This is a genomic window from Bacteroidales bacterium, assembly GCA_018334875.1.
Classification (GTDB): Bacteria; Bacteroidota; Bacteroidia; order Bacteroidales; family UBA12077; genus JAGXLC01.
Window position 1 is genome coordinate 1 of record JAGXLC010000515.1, and the last position, 2,643, is coordinate 2,643.

2 protein-coding genes are annotated in these 2,643 nt (G+C 34.4%); both read left to right on the forward strand.

What is annotated here, in order from left to right:
- Window positions 1–574 (forward strand): alpha/beta hydrolase (locus KGY70_20585; GenBank protein ID MBS3777603.1); only part of this gene is annotated, 574 nt, incomplete at its 5' end.
- Window positions 575–949: 375 nt separating this feature from the next.
- Complete coding sequence (locus tag KGY70_20590; GenBank protein ID MBS3777604.1) at window positions 950–2,497, forward strand: IS1634 family transposase; 1,548 nt, start codon at window positions 950–952, stop codon at window positions 2,495–2,497.
- The last annotated feature ends 146 nt before the right edge of the window (window positions 2,498–2,643 follow it).

Sequence of the window (2,643 nt, forward strand, 5' to 3'; positions counted from 1 at the left end):
AGCAACCCAAACATTTATTTTAACGGCTATTGATGAGAGGATAAAGGTTTCAGCACCTGTTGTACAGGTTTCGGCACACTTTTTCGGGGGTTGTGTATGTGAGAGTGGGATGCCCATTCACAAAAGTGATCATCATCAAACCAATAACGTTGAAATTGCAGCCCTTTGTGCACCAAGGCCAATGATGCTGATTTCGAATGGCAATGACTGGACAAGAAATACTCCCCGAATTGAATATCCCTACATTCAAAAAGTATATTCTTTATATGATGCTGAACATAAAGTTCAGAATATTCATTTAGCTGCAAATAAGCATGATTACGGGTATTCCAAGCGCAAATATATCTATCCCTTTTTTGCCCACCATTTGAAACTGGGTAGAAATAGAGAATTATACAATCCAACCGTTAAGGAGGATTTTGTAACCATTTTGCCTGAAAATCAGCTAAGGGTTTATACGGAAGATAATCCAATGCCAGAGGATGCGCTGAAAGGTGATGAAGCTGTTATGGAATATCTCGACCAATATATGAATTTGGACCATTATAAAAAGAAATTACAGGAAAACAATTAAATTTGTTATTAAATTAAAATTCAGTTCTTTATGTAACTTCTTTTTCGTGTTATTTTTTTAGCTCATATTCGCTCAATGGATGGAATAAACTCAGGATCCTGGCGATTATGAGCGGGATAATTACGATTCTATTATCCGGCGAAGAAAGGAAAAATGCGATCCCAGGGGGCAACAACGATGCATTGATCTCTATCAAATTTTTTCGGAAAACTATCTTGAATAGTGGAAGAAAGAGCTGGGAATCGAAATAAATTCTGAAAACCATAAGCTTCCTTAAATCAGCATAGAAATTAATAACGATGTAAAAATTTTTGGTTAATTATTTGTTTATTAAATTTTATTAATGTATTTTTATCGTTAATAAAATTAATAACCATGTCTTACATCGTTGAACAGACTATAAAAGGCAGAACCTATCTTTATCGAGTAGAAGCTTACTGGGATAAAGAGAAAAAGCAGTCCCGGCAGAAACGAACTTATATTGGGCCAAAAAATAAAAAATATAAAAAGAGTATAAAATCGTTTCCTTCAAAGATCATTCATAAAAATTATGGAAACATTTTTCTATTAAATTGGATTGCTGAAAAAATCGGGTTAAAAAGTATCCTTGAAAAATGTTACCCTGAGCACTACAGGGAACTTTTAGCTTTGGCTTTCTATGAAATATCCAATGGAGATCCTTTATACCTTTTTCCCTATTGGTTAGAAGAAAATCATCTGCCTGATGTAAGAAGGATGGATTCTTCTTCCTTGTCAAAGTTTTGCGAAGAAATAGGCAGAAACCAGCAACAGAAACTTGATTTTCAAGAAGCATGGATCGCTCATTTACAGCCGGTAGATGCCTTGTTTTATGATATCACCTCTATATCAAGTTACTCTTTAAATATTGAGTTCGTGGAGTGGGGGTATAATCGGGATGAAGAAAACCTTCCCCAAATAAACCTTGGAGTGGTATTCTCCAGTAAAAGCGCCTTACCCATATTTTATACCATATATCCGGGCAGCATTGTTGATGTGAAAACATTGACAAATTGCGTAAAATATTTAAAAACCATGGGGTTAAAGGACTTCCTTTTTGTTTTGGACCGTGGCTTCTTTAGCACGGAGAATATTACCCGGATAAGTCAGAGTCCATTAAACATTGATTTCATTCAACCCCTTCCTTTTAGCCTGAAAAAAGTCAAGCAACTTATTAAAACACATAAAAAAAAGTTGCATGATGTGGCCAATAATTTTAACTTTAATAACGAGTTGTTTTCTCATGTAAAATCACAGATTCAATTCAACGATCGGGTTTACCCTGTTCATATTTTTCTCAATGAAAAAGCAGAACTCGATCAGAAGCAATTGTTCATGAAAAAATTGATTGAAATAGAAGAAAATGTCATTAAAGGCAGAAAGTTTAACAGTCAGAAAGAAGCCTTATCATTTAAAGAGAACAACATAGCAAAAGCCTGGCAGGATTATTTTAAATATACCCGGTCTTCTGGTATGCTTGAACGTAATGTTCAACGCATCAAAGAAAAGATTAACAGGTTAGGCTACTTTATTTTAGCAACAAATCATGACTTTGAAAAAGAAGATATTTTAACAAAATATCGCAATAAGGACCAGGTAGAAAAAGTGTTTGATCTGTTAAAAAATGAGATGGATGGTGCACGACTAAGAGCGCATGGTCAATATAACGCGGATGCTCGATTATTTATTAAATTCCTATCGCTGATTATTCAATCTCAAATCATGAGAATAATGCGAGAGGCAGGGCTTTTTAAAACATACACTGTCCGGGAATTACTCTCAGAACTAAAAAAGGTAAAATACGCCAGAATAAATGATGAAATTTTTATAAGTGAAGTTTCAAAAAGGAACAGAAAAATTTTCGAAGCATTCCAAATAGATTTAAATGAAATCCATCGTTATTAAATTCCAAACCGATTTTAGGATGAAAACAAATGAAAAACCGTATATACCTATTTCCCTTTCAATATTGTTTCTGGGGTTGCTTATAGTAAAATGCACCCACACCCCTGAAGCAAAAAGTGGTATTGCTCAATAAGAAGGTTCTGACG

What these genes read in the sequence shown, in the direction of transcription:
- KGY70_20590 (MBS3777604.1), top strand. Translation starts at nt 950, where the DNA reads ATGTCTTACATCGTTGAACAGACTATAAAAGGCAGAACCTATCTTTAT.